The 19,029-nt window shown below is 43.3% G+C and carries 17 protein-coding genes; 10 read left to right on the top strand and 7 right to left on the bottom strand.

Annotation, left to right across the window (positions count from 1 at the left end):
- Nucleotides 1–136: 136 nt before the first annotated feature.
- From ACVBDY_RS07120 to ACVBDY_RS07135, 4 genes are all read right to left on the bottom strand, one after another.
- Complete coding sequence (locus ACVBDY_RS07120) at nucleotides 137–1,441, bottom strand: M20/M25/M40 family metallo-hydrolase (protein WP_447174775.1); 1,305 nt, start codon at nucleotides 1,439–1,441, stop codon at nucleotides 137–139.
- Nucleotides 1,442–1,744: 303 nt separating this feature from the next.
- A complete protein-coding gene (locus ACVBDY_RS07125) occupies nucleotides 1,745–2,737 on the bottom strand; it encodes an aldo/keto reductase (protein ID WP_447174776.1) in 993 nt (330 codons plus the stop codon).
- A gap of 64 nt (nucleotides 2,738–2,801) precedes the next feature.
- Nucleotides 2,802–3,662: a helix-turn-helix domain-containing protein gene (locus tag ACVBDY_RS07130; RefSeq protein WP_447174777.1), complete on the bottom strand. Its 861-nt coding sequence runs from the start codon at nucleotides 3,660–3,662 to the stop codon at nucleotides 2,802–2,804.
- Nucleotides 3,663–3,750: 88 nt separating this feature from the next.
- The gene (locus ACVBDY_RS07135; RefSeq protein WP_447174778.1) at nucleotides 3,751–4,986 is read right to left on the bottom strand and encodes an ABC transporter permease; all 1,236 of its coding nucleotides are present in this window, start codon (nucleotides 4,984–4,986) and stop codon (nucleotides 3,751–3,753) included.
- On the opposite strand from ACVBDY_RS07135, the gene ACVBDY_RS07140 reads away from it, so the two are divergent.
- Nucleotides 4,967–6,424, top strand: a complete 1,458-nt coding sequence (locus ACVBDY_RS07140) for an exo-beta-N-acetylmuramidase NamZ family protein (RefSeq protein WP_447174779.1) — start codon at nucleotides 4,967–4,969, stop codon at nucleotides 6,422–6,424. The genes ACVBDY_RS07135 and ACVBDY_RS07140 overlap by 20 nt on opposite strands.
- Nucleotides 6,425–6,565: 141 nt before the next feature.
- On the opposite strand, the gene asnB is transcribed toward ACVBDY_RS07140, so the two are convergent.
- Entirely contained in the window at nucleotides 6,566–8,227 is a 1,662-nt protein-coding gene (gene asnB, locus ACVBDY_RS07145) for an asparagine synthase B (RefSeq protein ID WP_447174780.1), read from the bottom strand.
- Between the two features lie 310 nt (nucleotides 8,228–8,537).
- Between asnB and ACVBDY_RS07150 the strand changes: the two genes are divergently transcribed.
- A complete protein-coding gene (locus ACVBDY_RS07150) occupies nucleotides 8,538–9,086 on the top strand; it encodes a hypothetical protein (protein ID WP_447174781.1) in 549 nt (182 codons plus the stop codon).
- 63 nt (nucleotides 9,087–9,149) lie between these two features.
- On the opposite strand, the gene ACVBDY_RS07155 is transcribed toward ACVBDY_RS07150, so the two are convergent.
- Both ACVBDY_RS07155 and alaS read right to left on the bottom strand, forming a co-directional pair.
- A complete protein-coding gene (locus tag ACVBDY_RS07155; protein ID WP_447174782.1) occupies nucleotides 9,150–10,088 on the bottom strand; it encodes a GSCFA domain-containing protein in 939 nt (312 codons plus the stop codon).
- A gap of 49 nt (nucleotides 10,089–10,137) precedes the next feature.
- The gene (gene alaS, locus ACVBDY_RS07160; protein WP_447174790.1) at nucleotides 10,138–12,750 is read right to left on the bottom strand and encodes an alanine--tRNA ligase; all 2,613 of its coding nucleotides are present in this window, start codon (nucleotides 12,748–12,750) and stop codon (nucleotides 10,138–10,140) included.
- 253 nt (nucleotides 12,751–13,003) lie between these two features.
- Between alaS and ACVBDY_RS07165 the strand changes: the two genes are divergently transcribed.
- From ACVBDY_RS07165 to ACVBDY_RS07200, 8 genes are all read left to right on the top strand, one after another.
- Nucleotides 13,004–13,981 carry a M23 family metallopeptidase gene (locus tag ACVBDY_RS07165; protein WP_447174783.1) on the top strand — a complete coding sequence of 326 codons (978 nt, stop codon included), beginning with the start codon at nucleotides 13,004–13,006 and terminating at the stop codon, nucleotides 13,979–13,981.
- A gap of 72 nt (nucleotides 13,982–14,053) precedes the next feature.
- Complete coding sequence (locus ACVBDY_RS07170) at nucleotides 14,054–14,383, top strand: MerR family transcriptional regulator (RefSeq protein WP_123217897.1); 330 nt, start codon at nucleotides 14,054–14,056, stop codon at nucleotides 14,381–14,383.
- Between the two features lie 25 nt (nucleotides 14,384–14,408).
- The gene (locus ACVBDY_RS07175) at nucleotides 14,409–15,005 is read left to right on the top strand and encodes a LemA family protein (RefSeq protein ID WP_447174784.1); all 597 of its coding nucleotides are present in this window, start codon (nucleotides 14,409–14,411) and stop codon (nucleotides 15,003–15,005) included.
- Between the two features lie 25 nt (nucleotides 15,006–15,030).
- Nucleotides 15,031–15,471 (top strand): TPM domain-containing protein, encoded by a 441-nt coding sequence (locus ACVBDY_RS07180; RefSeq protein ID WP_447174785.1) that lies wholly within the window; start codon nucleotides 15,031–15,033, stop codon nucleotides 15,469–15,471.
- Nucleotides 15,472–15,509: 38 nt separating this feature from the next.
- Nucleotides 15,510–16,310, top strand: coding sequence for a TPM domain-containing protein (locus ACVBDY_RS07185; protein WP_447174786.1), 801 nt, complete (start codon nucleotides 15,510–15,512; stop codon nucleotides 16,308–16,310).
- A gap of 242 nt (nucleotides 16,311–16,552) precedes the next feature.
- Nucleotides 16,553–17,290 (top strand): tyrosine-protein phosphatase, encoded by a 738-nt coding sequence (locus ACVBDY_RS07190; protein ID WP_447174787.1) that lies wholly within the window; start codon nucleotides 16,553–16,555, stop codon nucleotides 17,288–17,290.
- Between the two features lie 389 nt (nucleotides 17,291–17,679).
- Complete coding sequence (locus ACVBDY_RS07195; RefSeq protein ID WP_447173800.1) at nucleotides 17,680–18,078, top strand: hypothetical protein; 399 nt, start codon at nucleotides 17,680–17,682, stop codon at nucleotides 18,076–18,078.
- Between the two features lie 5 nt (nucleotides 18,079–18,083).
- Nucleotides 18,084–18,971, top strand: coding sequence for an IS3 family transposase (locus ACVBDY_RS07200; protein ID WP_447173799.1), 888 nt, complete (start codon nucleotides 18,084–18,086; stop codon nucleotides 18,969–18,971).
- Nucleotides 18,972–19,029 lie beyond the last annotated feature (58 nt).

Below are 19,029 nucleotides of genomic sequence, written 5' to 3' on the forward strand. Positions count from 1 at the left end.
ACGTTCTAAATGTAAAAAAAATGTTAAATGTTACCTGTCATATGTTTTTGCGGGATTTCCTCATTCCCTATCTCTCCTATTATGGCGTTACAGGCATTAGACCATAGTTCCAGGGGATTTTTGTTCCTGATAAAAATCACGATCCTTCGTTAAGCAAACGATATATGAGGATAGCTGCCCGCTGGGTCAATGCTTCCAGTGTGTTGAAATTAATGGTTTCCTCCGGAGAATGTGCTCCTTCGCCCATGGCGCCGAGACTGTCCAGACAATCTACATACGCAGCCACAAAAGACACATCTGCGGCTCCCTTTTCAATGGGGTCCACCGCCTCTACAGGCCCCAGCCCCAGGTCTGTACTTACCCGGCTGAGTTTCTTCAGGAGTTTTTTGTTGCCTTCCGTGGGCTCCATTGCGGGATAGCTGTCTATAAACGTAATTCCCGCACTGGTCTGCGGCAGGTTCTGCCCCACTATTTCACGCATTTTTGCACGGGCGTTCTCTTTTTGTTCTTCGGAAATAAAACGAAGTCCTCCATCTACAACTGCTTTCCTGGCCACAACATTAGATTTTCCGAAGGCATTTCCCTTACTCCTTGCTTCATCATAGACTACATCGGTTCCACCTAGTATGGCGCCGGGGTTAAAAGTGAGGTATTTGTCTCCTCTCACCTCATTATAAAAGGCATTAATAATGCGTGACATCTCAAAAATAGCCCCTGCTCCCACATCTTCACTAAAGATATCTGCGGAATGTGCCTGTTTTCCGGTCACTTCAACTTTCCAGCCGGAAGATCCTCTCCTGGACATTGTTGCCTCGTCCAAACCTCCGGAAGGCTCAAATCCCAGGGCTACATCGCTCTTTTTAGCTGCTTCTATCAGGTCCTTTCTGCTTACCGAAAGCGGCTTCCCGGTAAATTCCTCGTCTCCCATAAGGGCTACGGTCACCTGGCTATTTTTCAATAAGCCGTTTTCCCGCAGTGCTTTCAGGGCGTATAAGATAATAACATCGCCTCCTTTCATATCATTCACTCCCGGGCCATGAGATATACTGTCGTTGACCTTCTCCATTTTCTGAAAAGGACTGTCCTCTTCAAAAACAGTATCTATATGTCCTATGAGCAATACCTTTTTACCCTTTTCTCCGGAAGTTTCCGCAAAAAGATGACCCGCCCGGTCCATTTCTTCAGGCATATCGACCCACCTGGTATTAAAACCCAGGTCCTGAAATGCTTTTCCGAAAATATCACCTACTTTACGAACCCCGGCATGGTTCATCGTGCCGCTGTTTATATTAACTACTTCTTCCGTGAACCGTATTTGTTCTTCCAGGTTTTTCGTTATGGTTTCCACAATTTTTTTCTCCTGGCGGGATATATTCTGGGCCTGAACGGTGACAACGGCAAACAGTGCCGCCGTACTTAAGATAGTTTTCCGGATTGGCATTACAAATGTTTTTTGAGTTAGTATCCAGTAAATTTAATGATTTTAATGAAGGTTACATATTTGTGCCCAACAAGTTATTATGCGTATTTAACCAAAGACGGCCTCCCGTATCCGGTTAATTCCGTTATAAATGCATTTCTTAGGCCGTTTTATATACCGGAGATAGCAATTATATTTCACCAACACCTTCTGCAACACAAATTCCCATAAAGAAAAAACCATTCCGTACCCGGAACGGTTTTATAGTAATTTCCTTTGGAACAGAAGAAATAATGCAAAGGCTACCCTGCACTGGGTAGTCGCTTATCGGTTGAGATCCTTCATAAACATCTCGGGGTAACGGGTACCCGAAACCATTCCGGTCGGTATTTTATCATCGATGCTTTGCAAGTCTTCCCCGGTGAGTTCTACATTTTTGGAAGCAATGTTCTCTTCGAGATATTTTATGCGCTTGGTACCCGGTATCGTTATGATATCTTCACCCCGGGAAAGAACCCACGCAATGGCTAACTGAGAAGGGGTACAATCTTTTTCTTCTGCCAGTGTCTCTATTTTTTTTACAAGTTCCACATTTTTATAAAAGTTCTCACCCTGAAATCGCGGCATATGGACCCGGTGATCTTTAATGTCTTCCGGTTTTTTGAATACACCACTTAAAAAGCCCCGACTCAGAGGTGAATAAGCTACAAGGCCAATTCCCAGTTCCCGTATGGTCGGAAGGACCTCGGCTTCGATCTCCCGGCTCCAGAGGGAGTATTCGATCTGCAAAGCAGTTATCGGGTGAACGGCAGCCGCTTTACGGATGGTTGCTGCAGATGCTTCAGACAGCCCAATGTAGCGAACAACACCTTTTTCGACGAGGTCAGATAATGCGCCAACGGTGTCTTCGATAGGGACATTAGGATCTACCCGGGCAGGGGTATAAAGATCGATATAATCCGTTTTAAGGCGCTGGAGGCTATAGAGAATAGCATTGCGGAGATGATCGGGATGTGCGTTTACAGGTCCGAAACCAGTAGCTCCACCAGGCCCCGGAGATCTGAACTGACCGGTTTTTAAAGAAATAAAAGCTTTGTCGCGTTTACCTTGAATGGCTCGGGAGATCAATTCTTCATTGTGACCCATGCCGTAAAAATCGGCAGTGTCCAAAAAGTTTTGCCCGAGTTCAAGGGCTCTTTCGATCGTGGCTACTGATACTGCATCATTGCTTTGTCCGTAGGCACCGGACATTCCCATGCATCCTAAACCTATTGCGGATACAATAGGGCCGTTTGTTCCTAATTTTCTGTTCATCATTCGAATTTTTATTATTCAGAACAAAGATCCTCAGATCCCTGAAAAAGGAACCGGACAAAACGTATTAGTTCCCTGACAAATCCTGAACGAACATCGATATGGTCTTGCCTGTTACCTTTTTAAATAAACGGGAGAAGTATTCAGGATCGTTAAAACCGAGATCGTAGGCAAGTTCCTTGATCGAAGAACTTTCAGAATAATAAAGACGGCGTTTTGCTTCCAGTATGAGACGATTAGTAATGAATTCTTTCGGAGAAAGCCCGGAGTAATATTTAACGATGCCATACAGTCCTCCGGTATTAAGAGCAAGCTTTTCGGCAATATCTTTAATTGTCGGGTGATCGGTAAGGTTATTTTCTACAAAAAGCTTAAAACTGATATATTTCGATAGTTTGTCGTCCGCAGGGTTTCTATCCGAGGAGAAGTAAGCTGCATTGATTTCCGTAAGTAAGCTGTTAAGGTGAGCAAGTATGAGCTCAGGGTCGGTGTCCTTTGTCTTCAATAATTCACGTAATACTCCAAAGATGGACTTTAACCTCGCGGCGGCCGACGAAGCGAATCGGATCTTTTGATTATTAAAAGGGTTTATGAGAAACGGATATTGTTTCGGCAACAAGGAAAGACATTCTTCATCAAAACCGAGTTTGAAATAGTCGGTCCCCTGTTTTGTAGCCGGAAGCTGATGTATTTGATGCGGAAGAATAAAGAGAAGTTCATTGTTGTTTATCTCGAACTGCTGCAGGTCAACACCGTGGCGGTTGCGTCCTTCCAGCATAAACAGGAAAAAGTAATGGGGCTTGCGGTGGGTAAGACCGTATGTACCGACGATTTCGGGAGGAAGATGGCCGAACACGGGAGAAATAAGACGGATGGGAAGTTTATGGTTTTGTGCATACAGACTAAGTAAGGATTCAATGTTTTGCATAGCCTAAAAGTAGTAAAAATAGCCTGAATAATGGATAAAACGCCTGTTCAGGGAGACAGGAGAGAGACCCCAGGCATGATTGGAAATATCAATCGAACCGCATGGCCCTGACAGGTACTATCTTTGTAATGATGTAGGAAGGTATGAGTAACATGGTTAAACACAGAAGAAGGGTGCCCAGATTGAGCAATATAATGTATACCGGACTGATATACACCGGGACTTCCGTTACATAATATGTTTCCGGGTCCAGTACTACAAAACCGAAATATTTTTGCAGCAGTAAAAGGCCAAGACCTATGACATTCCCCCAGAACAGCCCGATGGTGATCAGGTATGCTGCATTGTAGAGGAATATTTTCCGGATCGTCCAGTCATCGCTCCCCAATGCTTTCAATATACCGATCATCTGCGTACGTTCCAGTATGAGCACGAGAAGGGCGGTGATCATATTAAAACCACCTACAATAATAAGTATCCCTATTATCAGGGCTATATTAAAATCAAATAATCCCAACCACTCGAAAATGGAAGGGTATTGATCCAGTACGGTCTTGGAATCCAGTGTGGACAGGGTTTTTCCGTATACTTCGTTGCCTTTTTCTTCTATCTCGTCAAAATCGTCTATAAACACTTCGAAATTCCCTATTTCATCTTCAGACCATCCGTTCATTCGTTGTATATGACGTATATCCACTACAACGTATTTAGCATCGAATTCCTGAAAACCGCTGTCGTAAATACCGGTGATCTTGAATATTCGCTGATTGGGCACGGTACTTTCCTTATCTTTCAGGAAGAAAGTATAAAACGTATCCTCGACATCCAGTTGCAGCCTGTCCGCAAGATACCTGGATATGAGTACCTCGTTGTTCAGCTTACCGCTGTAGTCCGGTAATTCCCCCTTAACCAGGTATTCCCGGAAATGCTCCCAGTTATAGTCTTTGCCAGCTCCTTTGGCTATGATGCCTTCGAAAGTGCTTTCCAGCCGGATGATCCCAGCCTTGGCGGCCACTGCCTGAACATGGGTTATGCCGTCGATATTGCGGAACTCCGGATAAAATTCCTGGTGGATAGATACGGGATGTACGGAAACTTCCGACTCGTTGTTATCGTAATTATATATTTGTATATGGCCATTAAAAGCCGCAATTTTTTCCCGGATCTTATGCTGTAAGCCCACGCCGGTAGCTATGGCCACCAGCATCATGATTATTCCTATGGCTATGGCTGCAATGGCGATTTTTATAATTGGTGCGGATACACTACTTTTATAATCCTCGGACTTAATAATGCGTTTCGCTATGAAAAACTCTAAATTCAACGGGCCATTTTGGTTTACAAACCTCAAAAATACATTTTTATTACGGTTCTGCCACGAAATTATAGGCAAGGCTTTACACACCCTGATTTACAACGTCAGAAAAAAAGCTTATGGGAAAGGTTCGGACCCCATCAGCAAAAAAACACTAAAGAATTTGCTTGGATTCCGGGTTAGCCCGTTTACAACAGTTGGTCATCCACCAGTATGGTCCGCCCTCAGGATATTGCTTTTCTTCTTGCTGACAACGGCATGTGGCAACCACGCCTCTTCCAAACCGACAGAAGGGACCGATGAATCTGAACAAACACCACCTGCGAAAATGAGGATAGAAACGGGTGCCGACCGGACCGAAGCATATTTATCACTCCTGGAGAACAAACGTGTAGGTATTGTAGCCAATCCCTCCAGTATTATTTTCCGCGATGAGGAAAAAACGGAATACGTCCACCTGGTGGATAGCCTGATGAAACTGGATGTAAACGTACAAAAAGTATTTGCTCCGGAACATGGTTTCCGGGGTACTGCGGATGCGGGTGAGGTGGTTAAGGACGGTAAAGATCCGAAAACGGGACTGCCTGTTATTTCCCTTTACGGTAACAACAAAAAGCCGAAACAGGAGCAGTTAAAGGATATTGACATCCTTATTTTTGATCTTCAGGATGTAGGTGTCCGCTTCTACACCTATATCTCCACCCTTCATTATGTAATGGAAGCATGTGCAGAAACCGGGAAACAGGTTATCGTACTGGATCGCCCGAATCCCAACGGACATTTTGTAGATGGCCCTGTTCTGGACCCGAAATACAAAAGTTTCGTGGGTATGCATCCTATTCCCATTGCACACGGCATGACCATCGGGGAATATGCGCTTATGATCAACGGGGAAAAATGGCTTGCTAATGGCATACAATGTCCTGTTCAGGTAATTTCCTGTGCTAATTATACCAAAGATATGTCATACGAATTACCGGTAAAACCTTCTCCGAACTTACCAAATGTACAGGCCATCAATTTATATCCGAGTACCTGCCTGTTTGAAGGTACCAATATCAGTGAAGGCCGGGGAACGGATAAGCAGTTCCAGGTCTACGGCTCTCCTTATCTTTCACAAAAGGATTATCCGTTTAGTTTTACACCCAAACCTAATTCCGGTTCGAAAAGCCCCAAATACAATGGAAAAATGTGCTACGGAGAAGACCTTTCGAAAAGCAAAAGATTAGACCGGATCGAGCTTCAATGGCTTATCCGGGCCTATAACCATACGGAAAATAAAGGTGAATTCTTTACTGATTTCTTTTCAAAATTGGCCGGAAGCCAAGTTCTCCAACAACAAATTGAAACGGGCATCACGGAAGATGAAATCCGGAGAAGCTGGAAAAAAGATTTGCTGACATTCCGTAAAGTCCGGGAAAAATACCTGATTTATAAAGATATATGAAGTTGCAGGTTAGGAATAAAGCGTAAAAGTTATGGAGCTTTTTAGTTGGTAGTTCTTAGTTATTTCCATCTAAAATAAATTGCCCGGAAAGATCTTTCTCCCCGGGCAATTCCCATATGTTTGGTTGGTATATTCCTCTTCTTATAAGGCGGCTTTAGCTTTCTCTACGGCAATAGAGACATCTGCTTTAACGTGTGCAGCGTTGGCCCGGCCACTCGGATCGGTGTTTTCCTGCCATTTCGGTATCCATTTCTTCACCGTTCGGGCCGCGCTTTCCTGAGGGAAATGCTTATGGAAAATCTCCCGGTAGAAATACGCTTCTTTAGTAGCAGGCGTGTTGATCGGGTACTTTTCGGCGGCAGATGCCAATTCAGCATCGGTAACCCGGGAAGCGCAGTGTGCTATGAGCATATCGATCCAGTTGTATCCTACACCATCGGAGAACTGTTCTTTTTGTCTCCACAACACTTCATCCGGAAGGAAAGGCCGTTCCGGCGTATCAAAAGCTTTTCTCAGGATATATTTCTCCACGCCGTCATAGGTTTTCGGCTGTTTGAATTCGGGCATTATTTCCATAGCGGTCTGCAGGAAAGACTTGTCCAGGAACGGCACCCTCGCCTCCAGTCCGTGGGCCATGGTACTCTTATCGGCACGCAAACAATCGGCCGTAGAAAGTTTTTGCACCCGGTCTATAGTTTCTTTCTGGAATTCCTGGGCAGAAGGAGCGCTTCTGAAATAGAGATAACCTCCGAATATCTCATCGGCACCTTCCCCGCTCAATACCACTTTTACGCCTATATCCGTAATAGCTTTACTCATAAAATACATAGGGGTGGATGCCCGGATGGAAGTAACATCATAAGTTTCCAGGTGCCACACCAGTTTTTCCAGTATCCTGATCCCCTCTTCTATGGTAAAATATATTTCGTGGTGCTCCGTACCAAGGTAATCGGCCACTTTTCGGGCGGCAACAAGATCGGGAGCATCAGCATCAAGTCCTATGGAAAAAGAGTGCAGCTTTTGTCCTGTTTCTTCCAGCAACCTACAGGCTATGGAAGAGGTCAGTGATGAATCCAGCCCCCCGGATAGCAATACTCCGAGCGGTACGTCACTCATCAGACGCTTTTTTGTCGCTGCAATAAGACTCTCTCTCAGCTTGTCGAGATCCAAATCCTCAGTGGCAGTTTCATAATCAAACCATTCTGGTGTGAAATAGCGTACAAAACCCGTTTTGGCAGTGTAAAAATGCCCCGGAGGAAATGCTAAAAATTCCACACACTGATCGGCTATAACTTTCATTTCCGAAGAGAAGTACATACGCCCCTCCGCATCGGTACCATAATACAACGGTTTTACTCCTATCGGGTCCCTTCCCGCTATAAAGTCATCCCCATCGATAACCACAAAGGCAAAAACACCATCAAGTTTGTTACAGAAATCGTAACCATACTCCTCATAGAGATGTACGATCACTTCAGAATCGGAAGTCGTTCTGAAAGTATGTCCTTTGAGTTGGTTTTCTCTCAGTTCTTTATGGTTGTATATTTCCCCGTTGTGCACCATCCAGGCACTATCTGTACCCTGTATAGGTTGTTTTCCCGTATGGAGATCTATAATGGAAAGTCTTTCATGGCTGAGTATGTGTCCGTTTTCCGTAAGGTGCAGATCACTTTCATCCGGTCCCCTATGCCCCATTCTCTTCGACATTTCTTTTATCAATACGGTGTCCAGCGCGGGTTTTCTCTCTATAGCGGTCCCCTCCTGGGTGTATGTTGCGTTTATCACTGCTAATATTCCACACATAACTATTATGTTTTTTAGTTTCTAATTACATTGCAAATATTAGTTTTAACTTTCAATTTAAAAACACAATACACAAAAGTGATTACATTAAAAAACTTAAAAACATATTTTAATATATTTTTAAAATACAAATACGGAATAAAGACTACATATATAAACAATTTGTAAGTTAAAAAGAGAAAAAGGGGAAATTCCCCTTATGTAAACCGGATATTTCCCCTTACCTCTCATTTTTCAAGGAAATACATTTACCCTGATAATTAACCATCCGGTACCTTATTAAACTTACCGGAATAAAACCTCTAAAATCATGAAAACGAGATTTTTTTATTGTATCGTATTTTTTTTGAGTATTGGCCTGGCAGCATGTTCTGACGGCGAAGATGGCATTGACGGCATAGACGGTGAACAAGGTGAACAGGGACCTCAAGGCCCTAGCGGAGAAGACGGGAATGCTAATATAGTTCTCTACGAATTCGGTGAACAAACCTTTACAAATCTGTTATCCCTGGAACTATCCGTCTCCACGGAAACTGTAGACAACAGCCTTATAATGGTCTATTACAACCCGTCTAATGAGAACTCCACTGCATGGTATTCCGTCCCCGGATTGGGCTCCAACAACAGTTATCAAACCCGTTTTTATATCTATCAGACTTCTACAGATCCCAGTATTTATACCCTGGCAATAAGAACCCTGCAGCCCGATGGCTCCGGTTCTTACGGATCGGAAGTAAACTTTACCAGAATCAAAGTGATCTTTGCGGAGGCTTCATCCATACAATCCGCAAAAACTGAAAATCAAATCGATCTGCGGGATTATAAAGCTGTAAAAGATTTCTACGGGTTACAGGATTAACCAATGGAAATGGGTTTGTAGAAACACACAGTATAATCTATAATTCCGGACTGAAAGAACTACTTAAAAACGAATATTCGGAATTTTTGCCTGAACATCGGATATCCGTTCGGCCAGTTTTTTTAAAAACTTTCGATGCTGATCGGAATCCGGCGCAAAGGGTTTATGGGCAAGCCCTCTTTGAATAATATCTGCCTCTTTCATCACCGGAATTGCTTCGGGAGATATGTGTGAGGATGCAAATTTCTCCCATATATATTCTATAGCTGTCCGGTTGGGATGCAACATGTCTTCGGCATAAAACCGGTAATCCCGGAGTTCATCCATCATGATCTCATAGGAAGGAAAATACGTTCCTTCTTCTGCAACACGGTGAAGGGCGGTGATGAGATGTGCCTTACTACGCTGGTTTTCCACAAAACCATCTTTAAGATGCCGTACGGGAGAAATGGTGAAAATAAACTGTATATCCGGATTGACAGCACGGATATTTTCCCGGATACGGATAATATTTTTTTCTACGTCTTCTATCGGGGCGAGCTCTTTGGTAAACCTGTGTAGCGGCATCTTATGGCAGTTGGCCACAAGACTTCCGGTATCGTTCAGTCGATATCCCCAGGCCGTCCCCAGAGTAATGATGACATGAGAGGTATTTGTAAGATACTCCGCCGTGTCATTAATGGCCCCGTTAATACGGGACAGCACTTTTTCCGAAGAGATATCGCTCATATCCGAATGAGCATCAAAGCAATGCCAACGTCCGTTATGTTCGAAAATGGTATCGGTCGTATACCTCTCCCCGTGCCTGACCTTTTCCGTGAAATTTTCGATTGCTGCAGGATGGAACAATATTCCTACGGGGTTTTGCAAACAAGTAAATTTATAATAGTCCAGTTTGCCTCCTATATTCTCCACAAAGCACGAACCAAGTAGCAACAGCCGTGAGTTGTAATCTATACGGCTGTTTCCTGGTAATATTGTTATTTGTGTCTGTAGTTTCATTGCCTAATAGGTTTAAGCATACTCACTAAAGGGCCGGAACAGGTTATTGCTATTTTACAAACTCCTTTGCCTTTTCGAGTACCTGCGGAATACCGCCGGGGTCCTTACCTCCTGCTGTCGCGAAGAAGGCTTGTCCGCCGCCGCCGCCTTGTATCAGTTTTCCCAGTTCCCGGACCACCTGTCCGGCATTAAGAGATCTTTCTTCTGCGAGTTCTTTGGATATGTAGCATGTCAGCAAGGCTTTACCTTCGTGTTCTACAGCAAACAGCACAAAAAGGTCTTTTTGTCCTTTCCCTATATCAAAAGCCAGATCTTTCACTACATTGGGGTCCAGGTCTACACGGGCAGCCAGAAAACGGACACCGTTTACTTCTTCCAGTTTATCTATAAGTTCACCTTTCAGGTTTTTGGCTTTGGCTTTTAAAAGTGATTCCACCTGTTTTTTCAGGGTATTGTTCTCTTCCTGGAGGGAAACAATAGCCTTTACCGGGTCTTTAGCATTTTTCAATATTGTCTTTACTTCCCTGAAAGTATCGGTCTGTGAGGTGAAGTACTCTTTGGCGGCATCGAGTGTTATGGCTTCTATACGACGTATACCTGCCGCTACGGCACTTTCCCCGGTAATGATAAAATGCCATATGTCCGCCGTGTTCTGCACATGTGTACCTCCGCACAATTCCATACTCTCCCCGAAACGAATGGCTCTTACGGTGTCTCCGTATTTTTCACCGAAAAGCGCCGTTGCTCCTTCTTCTATAGCCTGCTGATAGGGCACATTCCTCTTTTCTTCCAGGGATAGTTGCTCTCTTATTCTGGCATTTACAAAATCTTCCACGGCCTGTAACTCCTCCGGGCTTACTTTACTGAAATGGGAGAAGTCAAACCTAAGGTGGTCGTTATGCACCATAGATCCTTTTTGCTCTACATGATCTCCTAGCACTTTTCTCAATGCCTGGTGAAGCAGGTGTGTCGCCGAGTGATTGGCAGAAGTCCTTCTTCTCTGGTTTTTATCAACTACCGCTTTAAAGAAACCTTCTATATTACGTGGCAGACTTTTGGTAAAATGTATGATAAGGTTATTTTCCTTTTTCGTATCTATAATATAAGCTACATCACCGTCAGCAGATTCTATATATCCTTTATCGCCTACCTGGCCACCTCCCTCGGGATAAAAAGGGGTGAGATTAAACACCACCTGGTACATTTCCCCATCCTTTTTACTTTTCACTGCCCTGTAACGGGTGATCTTTACCCGGGCATCCAGTGTGTCATAGCCGACAAACTCTTCTTCATCGTCTTCAGCCAGCACTACCCAATCTCCCGTAGTCACCGAGGTTGCCGCCCTGGAACGTTCCTTTTGTTTTTGCAGTTCTTTTTCAAATCCCTCCTGGTCCAGGCTGTAGCCCTTTTCACTGAGTATAAGTGCCGTGAGGTCTATGGGAAAACCGTAAGTATCATAAAGTTCAAAGGCTTTGGCCCCGGAAACATGATTGTCTTTTGAAGCGGAAATAATGGTTTCCAGCAAAACGAGCCCCTGATCGAGTGTCTTTAAAAAAGATTGTTCTTCTTCTTTTATAACATTGACCACAAGGTTCTTTTGGGATTTTATCTCCGGAAATGCCTGATGCATCTGGTTACTCAATGTATCTACCAGCTTGTATATGAAAGGTTCTTTCTGATCCAGAAAAGTAAATCCGTAACGAATGGCCCGTCTTAAAATCCTGCGTATTACATAACCCGCACCTGTATTGCTTGGCAACTGCCCGTCTGCAATGGCAAAAGCCACTGCCCGGACATGATCGGCAATAACCCGGATGGCGATATCGATTTTCTCTTCTTTGCCGTACCCGGAATTGGTTATGGCTTCGATCTCGCGGATGAGCGGGGTAAACACATCGGTGTCGTAGTTGCTCTGTACCCCTTGCAGTACCATACACAGGCGTTCGAATCCCATTCCGGTATCAACGTGTTTTGCAGGCAGTTTTTCGAGGGAGCCATTTGCTTTACGGTTAAATTCCATAAATACAAGGTTCCATATCTCCACGACCTGTGGATGGTCTTTATTTACAAGTTCCCTCCCGGAAACTTTAGCTCTCTCTTCTTCCGTACGTATATCGATATGGATCTCCGAGCATGGCCCGCAAGGCCCCTGGTCTCCCATTTCCCAGAAATTGTCTTTTTTATTTCCGGGTATGATCCGGTCTTCGGGAACAATATCGGCCCATAACTTATAAGCCTCGCTGTCCTCGGCCAGATCATCATCGGATGATCCTTCAAAAAAGGTAACGTATAATCTGTTTTTATCTACTTTAAATTCTTCAGTCAGCAATTCCCAGGCCCAGGCAATGGCTTCCTTTTTAAAATAATCCCCGAAACTCCAGTTCCCCAGCATTTCAAACATGGTATGATGGTAGGTATCTTTCCCGACCTCTTCCAGGTCGTTGTGTTTACCACTTACCCGAAGACATTTTTGAGAGTCCGTAACCCGCGGTGCCACAGGCTTTCTATTACCCAGGAAATACTCTTTGAACTGGTTCATCCCTGCATTGGTAAACATGAGGGTAGGATCGTCCTTAATCACCATAGGGGCCGACGGTACTATCGTATGTTGTTTTTTTTCAAAAAATGCTAAAAAATGTTTTCTTATTTCCTGTGATGTCATCATTTTCCTTTTGGTCCCGATAATTATCGGGATTATACTGTTTTATTTACGGGCCGTAAAGGTAACAGAAAATATTTTTTTCCTGTTTCCGGGAAGTTTTCCCCTTTTCAAAATCTTAACCTTTTCTAAAAATTGCGGTAACTCAAAAACAATTTCTATATTTGTCCGTTACGTAGTTATACAACCCTGAGCAAAAAGGATTTTCCGGTATACCGATCCGCATACACAGGGCAAAAATAGAATATTTTAATTTATGTCGAAGGTAAAATATTATTACGACCAGGAGACACTTTCGTACAGGAAAATCGAAGTAAAAAAAGGGAAGAGAATCAGGAATTTTTTCGTCTTCCTCCTAGCAGCATTCCTATTTGGCTCGATAGGTCTTTTTACCCTTTTGAATACAGGCCTTGTAAATACTCCTAAAGAATTGTCCACCACAAGAGAACTAAAACAATATGAGCTCCAGTTTGAAATAATGAACAAAAAGATGGAGCAAATGGAAAAAGTGCTGACAGACATTGAGGACAGGGATAATAATATTTACCGCCTTTACTTCGAAGCCAGTCCCATCCCGGAAGAACAGCGAAGAGCGGGTTTCGGAGGGGTCAACAGGTACCAGGCCCTGGAAGGATTTGACAATTCCAAGATCGTTATAAACACCACAAGGAGGCTTGAAATATTACAAAAACAAATGGTGGTACAATCCAAGTCCCTGGACGAGATAACCAAACTTGCGGAGAGTAAGGAAAAACTTCTGGCCACCATACCGGCCATACAACCGGTAAACAACAAGGACCTGAAACGTATGGCTTCTGGTTTCGGATGGCGTACAGACCCTTTTACCAAAGCCAGAAAAATGCACTGGGGCATGGACTTTTCGGCACCCAGAGGCACCCCGGTGTACGCTACGGGAGATGGCGTGGTAAAAAGATCGGACAACAGGGCGGCCGGATATGGTAATCACATCCGGGTAGAGCACGGTTTTGGCTATGAGAGCCTCTATGCTCATCTTAGCAAATACAATGTAAGAAAAGGACAAAAAGTAAAAAGAGGAGACCTTATAGGCTATGTTGGCAGTACGGGACGATCGGAAGCCCCTCACCTGCATTATGAAGTGTTCAAGGACGGACAGAGGATAAACCCTCTTAATTTCTATTACGGAAGTTTAACCCCTGCAGAATACGAAGAATTGCTGCACGTTGCTTCCCAGGAAAACCAGTCCCTCGATTAACGGTCGGCACTTTTGGGATCCCTGGATCCCCAAAATTCGACTGGTTTTTATTATGTAACTCGTTTCGGTACTATGTATATACAGCTTCCTGAAAAACGCTATTACAGTATTGGAGAAGTGGCCCGTGCCTTTCAGGTCAACACTTCCCTTATCCGCTTTTGGGAGAAGGAATTTGACGTACTGCAACCCAAAAAGAACGCCAAAGGCAACCGTAAATTCACCCCGGAAGACATTAAAAATCTTCAGCTTATCTACCATCTCGTCAAAGAACGCGGATTTACGCTCGAGGGTGCAAAAATCCATTTAAAGGAAGAAAAACACAAAACACTTTCTAATTTTGAGATTATTCGTAAATTAGAGAACATAAAAACAGTCCTTTTAAAAATCAAGGATCAATTATAATCTTCAACTTCAAACGTCACTCACTATGAAAAAATGGTTAATCCCGGTTATCGTACTGGTAGTTATAGCTTTTGGTCTGTACCGCTGGGCAGTAGGTTTCAACAACAACGCGGTGAGACATCAGGAAGATGCCAAAACCACCTGGTCTAATGTGGAAAGTGCCTATCAGCGAAGGAATGATCTCATAGGTAATCTTGTAAAAACAGTACAAGGAGCTGCCGATTTTGAAAGGAATACCCTGACCGATGTTATAGAAGCAAGGGCCAAAGCAACATCCACCACTATAGATGCCAATAACCTGACTCCGGAAAAACTCGCGCAATTCCAACAGACGCAAACGGGGTTGTCTTCTGCGCTTTCCAGGTTACTGGTTACAGTGGAACGTTACCCGGAACTCAAGGCCAACCAGAATTTCCTGGAGCTTCAATCGCAATTGGAAGGCACGGAAAACCGCATCAATGTAGCCCGGGACCGCTATAACCAGGCGGTGAACATATATAACCAGCACATAAAGACCTTCCCAAACAAAATCCTTGCCGGATGGTTCAGTTTTGAAGAAATGGCACGTTATAAAGCAGACCCCGGAGCAGAAAAAGCTCCTGATGTCGATTTCGACTTTTAGCAGCATAATCCGAGAGCGCACAGTCATGTCCAAAGTAGAAGATTTTTTATCGACCGAAGAAGAACAGGAAATAGTAGAAGCTATCCGGGAGGCAGAACTCAATACTTCGGGAGAAGTCCGGGTACATATCGAAAAAACAGCCGGGATCTCTCCTTATGAAAGAGCCATACAGGTGTTCCATCAACTGAAAATGGACAATACCAAACTGAACAACGGTGTAATCATCTATGTGGCCGTGGAAGACAGGGCTTTTGCCATCTACGGGGACAAAGGGATCAATGAATTGGTTCCCGACGATTTCTGGGACACCACCAAAGATATCATTACCGGGCATTTCAAGGAAGGGAGATATAAACAAGGGCTGGTAGATGGCATTCTTATGGCCGGAAAACAGTTAAAGCAACATTTTCCGTGGCTGACCGATGACATTAACGAGCTTCCGGACGAAATATCCAAAGGGCATTGAATAACATGAAAACAAACGTTGCAATCCTACCAAACGTAATGCAGAAGACAAAAACAGCGATCCCTACATATTTACTTTTCTTTTTCCTGTGTTTTTCCCAATGGGCCACAGCCCAGTTTGACATTCCGGACAAACCGACGAAACAAACGAGTCTGTATGACAATACCGGGCTCTTCTCCGATTCGCAAAAGAATATGTTGGAACAAAAACTCATCCGGTATTCCGACAGTACGTCCACACAGATCGTAATTATCACCATCCCCTCTACAAACGGGGAGAACATCAACTACCTGGGAGCCAACTGGCTTACCCAATGGGGTATCGGACAAAAGGGAAAAGACAACGGTATATTGATACTACTCGCGGAAAACGATCGGAAAATAAGTATACAGACGGGTTATGGCATTGAGCATCTGCTCACAGACGCCCTATCCAAGCGTATTATTGAAACCATAATGAAGCCCAGGTTTATTGAAGGTGATTATTATGGCGGACTGGACAGAGGTACGGATGCCATATTCCAGGTTCTCATGGGGGAATACAAAGGAGATCCTCAACGCAAGGACTCCGGTGATGGTTTTCCTGTTAACGGTATATTTTTCCTTTTCTTCATATTCATTGTTATTGTTATTATCCTGTCCAAAAACTCCCGTGGCGGAGGCGGAGGCGGTGGTAAACGTTTTCGCGGCCCCGATCTTATGGATATGATCATACTCAGCAGTCTGGGAAGGGGCGGATTCGGAGGTGGATCTTCCGGAGGGTTCGGCGGTGGCGGTGGATTCGGAGGTGGATTCGGAGGTGGAATGGGCGGTGGCGGTGGTGCCAGTGGCAGTTGGTAAATCCTGCGGAAAACCGTAAGTTTTTGGCTTTTTTTTCTTATCTTTAGAGAAAGAATAAACTTCATTCTCATGAAAACATTTAATGGCCTTCAAAACACCCTTAACACTGCGTTTAAACTCCTGATTGCGGAAGAAAAGAACAATCCCGGACAATACTGAAAACCTCAATTTTCCCTATACCCCGGGGATAGAGACTCGGGCTTTTACCTTATCTTTGTTGAAGCAATATAAATACCACTATTTTGTTGATATTTTCTCGTAAGAAAACGGTTTACCTAAAGGATTTATTTGAGGGAGATCATGTAGATATACACTCTCACTTACTCCCGGGAATTGATGATGGTGCAAGGGATCTTGAAGACACCAAAAAGCTGGCCCGCGGATTTACGGATCTCGGAATTACCCGGATAATCACCACACCACACATTATCCAGGGCGTGTGGCCAAACACATCCGAAATCATTCTGCGTAAAAAGGAGGAGGTACTTCCCATATTTAAAAACAGCAATATTTCTTTCCATGCTGCTGCGGAATACCTGATGGACGAATCTTTCCGGGAATTGGTAAAAAAAGGAGATATCCTCTGTCTGAAGGACAATTACGTCCTTGTGGAAATGTCTTATATAAATCCGCCTATATCCTTGTTTGATATATTATTCGACCTACAGGTGGCAGGATACACTCCCGTGCTGGCTCACCCGGAACGTTATATGTTCTACCATGAAAATTTCGAAATGTACCATAAGCTCAAAAAAGCAGGGTGCCTTTTACAACTCAACCTCCTTTCTCTTACTGCCTATTACGGCAAAGAAATACACAAGGTTGCTGCCAAATTATTAAAACAGGGCATGCTGGATTTTATTGGTACAGATGCTCACAACACCCGCCACCTGGAAAGGCTTCTGCTAAAAATCAAGACAGAAGAACCGGAAAAACTCCGGGAACTTGTGAAGAACAATAAAAAGGTCTTTGGCTCATAGTTTTTTTAGATCAAACATAAAAGCTACGGGTTTCCAGATGTGAGAATTCCACAAAATTTTGGATACCGTCCCTGATTAATAGTTAAAAGTCATCTCTAAGCGATCATGATGTTTTATACCTTAAAAATTCTGTTTTTTACATTTACACGAGTATTATCTTCCCTCTATCTTCTAATGTTCTTTTCGTCTATATTTTGAATTTCATTTTCCAAGTCGCCCTTCATGACTCTAAAACTCCCAACGCAGGAGCAACGAACAAAATGCATATATAACCGAGAAACCGTCATTCCTTAATCTGTAAAAACAAAAAACCCGGAGTTTCATCCCCGGGTTTTATAATCACTTTAATGTCTCGTCCTGAAATAGCGTTACACTAAAATGAAAGTGTAATGAAAAAAGAACCACAGACGACTTATGTAAAGCGCACACAGAAAGACTATACGATGTCTTTTAAACTTCGAGTAGTGGGCGAAATAGAGCGCGGAGAGCTTACCCGATCACAAGCGTTAAGCAAATATGGGATTCAGGCTAAATCGACTATAGTGGATTGGTTGAAAAAATATGGTAATTTTGATTGGGATAATCAAAGTTATAACCCCATGCCCAAGAGTCCAGAACAACGAATCATCGAGTTAGAGCAAAAAATAAAGCTCTTAGAAAAACAGAAAGCCCGTGCAGAGCATATCGCCGAACGAGCAGACAAAAAGGCTATTTTGTTCGATATGATGATAGAGCTTGCTGAAAAAGAATATAACATTCCTATCAGAAAAAACTCCAAACCCAAGTAATCGATATGTTTAGGGCATATTATGATGAAAGTATCTCATCGACCTGTGAGTTACTTGGGGTCAGCAGGCAGGTGTATTACAGAGCAATTACATCCAGAAAAAAACGGCAAGCCACGGCCGAAAAAGTCCTCGAACTGGTCAAAGAGGTCCGTATGGAACTTCCTAAGGTTGGAACAAGGAAGCTGTACCATATCTTACAAGACCCCTTACAAGATCTGTCCGTAGGGAGGGATCGTTTATTTGCTATACTTAAGGCTAATCATTTGTTGATAAAGCACAAGCGAAGTTACCATATAACCACCAACTCGCACCATCGCTTCAAAAAGCATAAAAACCTGATCGAAGATAAGGTTATTGATAGACCAGAACAACTATGGGTAGCGGATATTACCTATATAGGAACCAGGCAAAACCCCATGTATTTATCGCTTATCACAGATGCATATTCCAAAAAGATTGTTGGATACTCCCTATCCAATACCTTGGAAACAGATAGCTCTGTTAAAGCATTAAAATTTGCTATTAAAAACAGAAGTTACCCTAAAAAGCGATTAATACATCATTCCGACAGAGGTTTTCAATATTGCAGTAAAGAGTACCAGAAAATATTGGCGAAAAACCACATAAAATGCAGTATGACTGAATCCTATGACCCTTATCAAAATGCTGTTGCCGAACGTATCAATGGTATTTTAAAGCAGGAGTTCTTGATCGATATCCAAAAGTTAGATATCAATACCGTGAAACAAATCGTGAAACAAAGTATCGCTATTTACAACGCAAAAAGACCACATCTGTCATGTGCTATGAACACGCCAGAAGACATGCACAAACAAAATGAAGTAAAAATAAAATCGTACAAAAAGAAAATATCCCATCAAACGATCGTTTGATGGGATATTTAGTATTTTTAATCCTGTTAATCCTGTAACGCTTTTTTAGGACGCTACA

The sequence above is a fragment of the Sinomicrobium halophytocola genome (genome assembly GCF_052983395.1).

Bases quoted from the DNA above. Each gene is read 5' to 3' on its own strand.
- ACVBDY_RS07120 (WP_447174775.1), bottom strand. From the start codon at position 1,441: ATGCCAATCCGGAAAACTATCTTAAGTACGGCGGCACTGTTTGCCGTT.
- ACVBDY_RS07185 (WP_447174786.1), top strand. From the start codon at position 15,510: ATGCAGAAGACAAAAACAGCGATCCCTACATATTTACTTTTCTTTTTC.
- ACVBDY_RS07180 (WP_447174785.1), top strand. From the start codon at position 15,031: ATGTCCAAAGTAGAAGATTTTTTATCGACCGAAGAAGAACAGGAAATA.
- alaS (WP_447174790.1), bottom strand. From the start codon at position 12,750: ATGACATCACAGGAAATAAGAAAACATTTTTTAGCATTTTTTGAAAAA.
- ACVBDY_RS07130 (WP_447174777.1), bottom strand. From the start codon at position 3,662: ATGCAAAACATTGAATCCTTACTTAGTCTGTATGCACAAAACCATAAA.
- ACVBDY_RS07170 (WP_123217897.1), top strand. From the start codon at position 14,054: ATGTATATACAGCTTCCTGAAAAACGCTATTACAGTATTGGAGAAGTG.
- ACVBDY_RS07125 (WP_447174776.1), bottom strand. From the start codon at position 2,737: ATGATGAACAGAAAATTAGGAACAAACGGCCCTATTGTATCCGCAATA.
- asnB (WP_447174780.1), bottom strand. From the start codon at position 8,227: ATGTGTGGAATATTAGCAGTGATAAACGCAACATACACCCAGGAGGGG.
- ACVBDY_RS07150 (WP_447174781.1), top strand. From the start codon at position 8,538: ATGAAAACGAGATTTTTTTATTGTATCGTATTTTTTTTGAGTATTGGC.
- ACVBDY_RS07165 (WP_447174783.1), top strand. From the start codon at position 13,004: ATGTCGAAGGTAAAATATTATTACGACCAGGAGACACTTTCGTACAGG.
- ACVBDY_RS07140 (WP_447174779.1), top strand. From the start codon at position 4,967: ATGAAAAACTCTAAATTCAACGGGCCATTTTGGTTTACAAACCTCAAA.
- ACVBDY_RS07155 (WP_447174782.1), bottom strand. From the start codon at position 10,088: ATGAAACTACAGACACAAATAACAATATTACCAGGAAACAGCCGTATA.
- ACVBDY_RS07200 (WP_447173799.1), top strand. From the start codon at position 18,084: ATGTTTAGGGCATATTATGATGAAAGTATCTCATCGACCTGTGAGTTA.
- ACVBDY_RS07175 (WP_447174784.1), top strand. From the start codon at position 14,409: ATGAAAAAATGGTTAATCCCGGTTATCGTACTGGTAGTTATAGCTTTT.
- ACVBDY_RS07195 (WP_447173800.1), top strand. From the start codon at position 17,680: ATGAAAAAAGAACCACAGACGACTTATGTAAAGCGCACACAGAAAGAC.